Below are 5,329 nucleotides of genomic sequence, written 5' to 3'. Positions count from 1 at the left end.
CTATATCAAAACCTCCAAGGCGAAGAACAAGGGGCCTGAAGCGGTTCTTCTTGCGTACATCGCCTATTACAAGGAAGTGGTGATTCACGAGTGGCCAAACGTTGATCTGGCTGGCCTGATTTCGACGTATGAACACAACCGGGATCACTTTCAAAAGATGGTGGCCTCGCTCATCCCAATTCTGTCGATGCTCACTGCAGATCCTCTTGCAGAGCTGCTATCGCCCAAGCATGAGCCCGGGAGTGAAAAGGTGGTCTTGGATATGTCCAAGGTCATCCGAAACAACATGGTTCTGTACATGGGCCTGGACTCACTCGCTGACCCAACGGTTGGCAGTGCCATTGGCTCCGTGATGCTCGCTGACATGACCGCAGTTGCGGGCGACATCTACAACTACGGGCTGGACAAGAAGAAGCCCATTGACGTGTTCGTTGACGAAGCGGCAGAGGTGATCAATACGCCGACCATCCAGCTGCTCAACAAAGGTCGTGGGGCGGGTTTCAGACTCACTGTGGCAACTCAAACCTTTGCCGACTTTGCAGCTCGGCTTGGCGATGAAAACAAGGCGATTCAGGTCCTGGCCAACACGAACAACAAAATTGCTCTAAGGGTTCAAGATCCGAGAACCCAGCAATTGTTCGCGGATGGGATTCCCAAAATCAAAGTGCAGTCGATGTCCGTCAGCTACGGGCATAACGTTGCATCTGATCCCAGCGAGCACTACGACGCGTCATACAAAGAGCAAGCCTCGGCTGAGGAAGCCGATCTGATACCACCACCGGTATTGAGTGAGTTGCCGCCGTTGCACTTCTACGCACGCATGTCGGGTGGACGGACTTTCAAGTCTCGCATTCCCATCCTCTTGACCAATGGGCCTTTGCCAAAGCCAGCTAGGCCGCGTTTCATCACCATGTTCACCTCTCTGTGGGGGGGCAAATAGTCATGGCAGAAAAGGGGAAAGAGGGAAAGCCTTCGCTTGCTTCATTGACGCTGGTCGTTGTGCTCTTTGGCACCCTGGCAGTTCTTGTACTGTTGCCGTTGCCTATCTTCAACGCAGTGCGTGACGCTGAGCAGCGCCAGCTCGTAGCGTGGCTTGGGCATGAAACTGACCAATGGATCATGGAGCAGATCTTCTCTTTGCTGGAGACGGTCAATCGAGAAGTCGGTCATGCTTTCGAAAGTGCTGAACTCTCGGGAAACGAAAAAGTTGATCGTTGGTTGATGGAGCGTGCATTCGCAGGCACTGTCTGGACACATGTAATCCTGTATCGGGGCGGAATGCTCTTGATGTGGACGCTTTTTGCTCTTCCCTGCATTCTGGCCGCTATGGCTGATGGCCACTATCGCAGACAGATTGCCAAAGCGTCTTTCTCCTCACAGAGCCCCATGCTGCACAAGCGTGGGGTGGACCTTGCCAAGTTGGTCGGAGTGTCGTTGGTCGCTTGGCTATTCGTGCCTATCTACGTCTCAACGTGGGTGGCTCCATTGGCAATCGCCGGTCTTTCTTTTGCGTGGTGGCTATGGGTTGCAAATCTTCAGAAGCGCCTGTGAATGTCAGTGCTCTCGCAAACTTCCGCGTTCAGCCCATGCTCGCGTGTGAGTCGCACGAGATCCTGGGGTTTGAGTTGCTGTACAGGCATCGGGTCGATTTCACCAACCGCCGCCAGATGCTTGAGGTTGATATTGCAGCACTGAAAGCGGCGCGGTTCCTTTGCACGGCCTACAAGTCCAAGCTCAGGGTTCATTGCAATGTCGAGGCCTCGTCAATGCTTAATCTGGATTGGGTGGTGGCGATGGCCGAGCACATGGTTCCTGGAATGGTCATCGAGATCGTGGAGAGAAACGAGCTGATCCGTCACCATTGGGGATTCCAGCGCATCAAGAACCTCTGTGAGGGCATACGAGGCCTCGGAGGTGAAATTGCGCTGGATGATGTTGCCGGCACAGACTTGGAGGAGCGCATGATCGAAGTGTTCAGGCCGAGGGTTCTGAAAGCAAATGATCGTTCGGGTCTCGATTTCATCTCCAGCTTGGGAACTGGAGCCATCGTGGTTGCGGAACACATTGAGTCCTCTGAGATCGCAACGCAAGCGGTCAAGCTCGGAGCCAGCGAGTTGCAAGGCTACTGGTGCGATGTCCTCAAAGAGCATGAGGTGCCGCGAATTCTGACTCCACCTGGCGTAGCGGCCAGAAACCGACAGCTGCAATTGGCTGCGGCATGAATCGCTCACAAAATCGAAAAGCTCGGATTTTGCTTACTTTTTAGGGGTGGTTTGAGGGGGGCGACTTCGTAGCATCAGATGCTATGAAATCGTGGTTCATCTCGTTCGCGCTCTTCTTTTTCTCGTTCGCCCACGCTGCCTGCTTTGAAGAGGCTGCGCAGCGGTATCAAATTCCGGTCGAACTCCTCAAGGCTATATCGACTGTCGAGTCGAATGGAAATGCAGGCGCCATCAACACGAACAAGAACGGTTCGGTTGACTACGGGCATATGCAAATCAACGACTGGTGGCTCCCGAAGCTGGAGCCATATGGCATCACCAAAGACAAGCTGGTTGAACCCTGCATCAACACCAATGTCGGTGCTTGGATCTTGGCTCAAAGCATTGCAACGCATGGCTTCACATGGAAGGCCATCGGTGCATACAACGCAAGCACTGGTTACAAGCGGCTGATCTACGCCCGCAAGGTCGAGCGCGTGCTGGAAAAGATCAACAGCGTTCAGGTAGCAAAGAAATGACCACCCACCGGGAGAAGTTCATGAAGCAAAGCCATCATCTGCGTGCAACCGCTGCAGCGGCCATCATCCTCTGCAGCGGATACATGTCGAGCGCGCAGGCCGCGCTCGTGTCTTCGGTCTGTGAAGTCAATGGCACCAACGTCTGTGATGCCGGTAATCCGACCATCACGCCATCTGGTGTCTTGACAATTCGTGGCTATGCATTCGACATGGCGACGGGTGACAGGCCCAGTGATCCTGTGACCGGATACGTGCTGCTACGGAATGACGATACGTTGGTCAACTACAAACTGCCAATTCAGCGCGTAGAGTCTCGACCAGATGTGATCGCGGACAAGATCACTGGTGAGTTCACGGAGGCCCAGTATCCCGTTCTCAATGCTGGCTTCGTGGCCCAGGTCATATCAGCATCTCTCCCTGCGGGGACCTACTCAGTCCACGAGGTTCGAGTGGGTATGAAGCAAGGACTTGTCCAGAGCCTGCCCCTCGACCGTGCGGAAATCAAGGGCCGCTTCACGATCTCGGATGCTCAATCCCCCCTCAAACTCATACAAGGCGGGAATGAGATCCCACTGAAGATGGTGCGCGGGTCCAGTGGGGCGGTACTGGCGACAGGGTATCCTGCACTCCGCGATGGACCGATGACCATCAAGGCCACCGTGAATGCGGGCGCCACCGTGGCCGAAAGCTCTGTGAACTTCACATACAAGAGACCCGAGCTTGCGGTTCCAGTATCTCTCCCCATCGTCCAAGACTTTCCAGGCATCAGCACCCGCCTGGCACCGATCAATCCGTTGAACAATCGTTCGCTGGATGTCGCTGCTTTGCCTGTCGTTGTCGATTCCGGCAGCGTCGAAAGCTTAAAAGTCAATGGACAAGATGTGTCCCAATCTGCCGCCTTCGAGCTTCCTCGCCAAGCCAACGTGGCAGGGACCTATCCAGTGCTTGTGGGCGATTCAACCGATCAAGAAGCTGCACGCGATGTGCGACTGTGGGTCAATCTACCAGATGCACCTAACATCGTTTTGCAGACCACAGCGTGGAACCCTGCAAGCAAGATCAAGGTTTCTCAGTCTCACACGAGCGTGGCTATCAAGGTTCAAGACGCAGATGTGCAGGCAAAGCTTGAAGGCGCAAGCAAAGAGACTTGCAACACGTTGAGCATGATTCGCCCCGACTACATGCTGTCGCAGACGGCCGGTGTGAATTGCGCTATCCGCTTCGGCGCGCTTCCCGAAGGTATGAAGTACAACCCGTATGCTGCTAACGCGCTTCGCGGGTCGTTGCCTTTGGTGGGCGACAACACCATCGAGTACACACCGGGCGTCGTCTACACCAATCCAGCTACGCGCCAAACAGCCTTCTACCCCGTGAAGAGCGGATCTGGGTCAGTCACCATCGCAGGGACAACCCCAAGTCCCATAGCGCTGACATTCAAAAACGACAAGCTGCTTGATACCTTCTACGCCAAGAACTCGGCACAGTTCCCTGGAAAGATGTTTGCGACCGTTGACAAGTCGCAGCCCCGTTCACTGGGTATCGTGAACGTCAAGGCCGGTTATCGGGAGATCACAACGCGGGTCACTTATCCCGGCGACTCCGTAAAGGAGTTCAACAGCTCGATCCCTGAGTCCAACGTGGCGCTGGTCATGCAGGCTGATACGCCGTGGGCCGAAAGCAAGGTAAAGGTTGAGTCCTGGTACCAGCGTGCTCCTGAGTTCAAGACAGTGCAAGAGTTCGATTTCATTGGAGTACCGCAGGGCCCTCTGGTTGATTTCGAGAAGACCTTCACCTCACACGACCAGGCCGAAACAACCGTGAGTGGCTTTATCGGGATCGCTCGTGGTCAGACGGTGGTTTTTGAGCCCGAGTCGATGGGTCAATGGCAGGTCACCATCAAAGATGAGAAGTCTGGCGCATCCATGTCCACGGCAGTTCCAGTAGACGCCGAAGGAAAATTTAGCGTGAACCTTGGGCGCTTGACCGCTGGTACCCGTTTCATCGTGGCAGAGGCGCGCATGGTCAACGATGGCGCGGTCATCAACAGCGCGGTAACCTCTAAAAGCCGTGCCCTGGTGACTGCTGCAGGTGACGTTATCGAAGCGACTTTGACTGCACGGGCGACAAGCGGAAAAGTGCCTTTTGCGCAGACCCTGAATGCCAACGTCAAGAACGCCAAGATGCTTGCCAATGTGAAGGCAGTGGCATGGGAAGTGCTGGGCGAGGATGGCAACTGGACACGCGTCATGCGCACGGAAAGCATTGAGCAAACCGGGGTGAACTACACCGTCCGAATGGAGAGCGTGGGCAGTGCCACCTACCGTGCGGTCTTGGTCAACAAGTATTCCGGCGCTGAGTTCAAGACTGAACCGCTGACACTCACGGCATTCGATGTGCCCACTTTCACCGTCACCGCACCAGGCGTGGTGCTGGTTGGCCGTCCTGTTGAGTTGAAGGTTCAGGCTCAAGAGGGATTTGAAGCCTCCTACCAGTGGCGGATCATCACCACTGGTGGTGTTGAGCAGGTTTCGGGTGAGAACACACCGACTCTGACTTTCACGCCTACCGAGATCAAGAACTACTCCATTG

Annotated in this window: 4 protein-coding genes and 1 pseudogene; all 5 read left to right on the top strand. The window is 55.0% G+C overall.

All coding sequences use genetic code 11. The features are described from left to right. Positions 1–940: TraM recognition domain-containing protein (locus tag ISS20_RS23400; RefSeq protein ID WP_291440029.1), on the top strand; the 940-nt coding region annotated here is incomplete at its 5' end. Between the two features lie 2 nt (positions 941–942). After that, positions 943–1,551: a DUF4400 domain-containing protein gene (locus ISS20_RS23395; RefSeq protein ID WP_121944215.1), complete on the top strand. Its 609-nt coding sequence runs from the start codon at positions 943–945 to the stop codon at positions 1,549–1,551. Next, positions 1,548–2,222, top strand: coding sequence for an EAL domain protein (locus ISS20_RS23390; RefSeq protein ID WP_121944216.1), 675 nt, complete (start codon positions 1,548–1,550; stop codon positions 2,220–2,222). The genes ISS20_RS23395 and ISS20_RS23390 overlap by 4 nt, the downstream gene beginning before the upstream one ends. Before the next feature lie 83 nt (positions 2,223–2,305). After that, a complete protein-coding gene (locus ISS20_RS23385; protein WP_121944217.1) occupies positions 2,306–2,740 on the top strand; it encodes a lytic transglycosylase domain-containing protein in 435 nt (144 codons plus the stop codon). Between the two features lie 20 nt (positions 2,741–2,760). Next, positions 2,761–5,329 (top strand): annotated as a pseudogene (locus tag ISS20_RS23380) (hypothetical protein); the annotation flags it as partial.

Origin of the sequence: Acidovorax sp., assembly GCF_016783915.1 — a bacterium.
Classification (GTDB): domain Bacteria; phylum Pseudomonadota; class Gammaproteobacteria; order Burkholderiales; family Burkholderiaceae_C; genus Acidovorax.
The sequence above is the reverse complement of the archived record's forward strand: the minus strand, read 5'-3'. Positions and strand labels throughout refer to the sequence as shown.

Bases quoted from the DNA above. Each gene is read 5' to 3' on its own strand.
- ISS20_RS23395 (WP_121944215.1), top strand. From the start codon at position 943: ATGGCAGAAAAGGGGAAAGAGGGAAAGCCTTCGCTTGCTTCATTGACG.
- ISS20_RS23385 (WP_121944217.1), top strand. From the start codon at position 2,306: ATGAAATCGTGGTTCATCTCGTTCGCGCTCTTCTTTTTCTCGTTCGCC.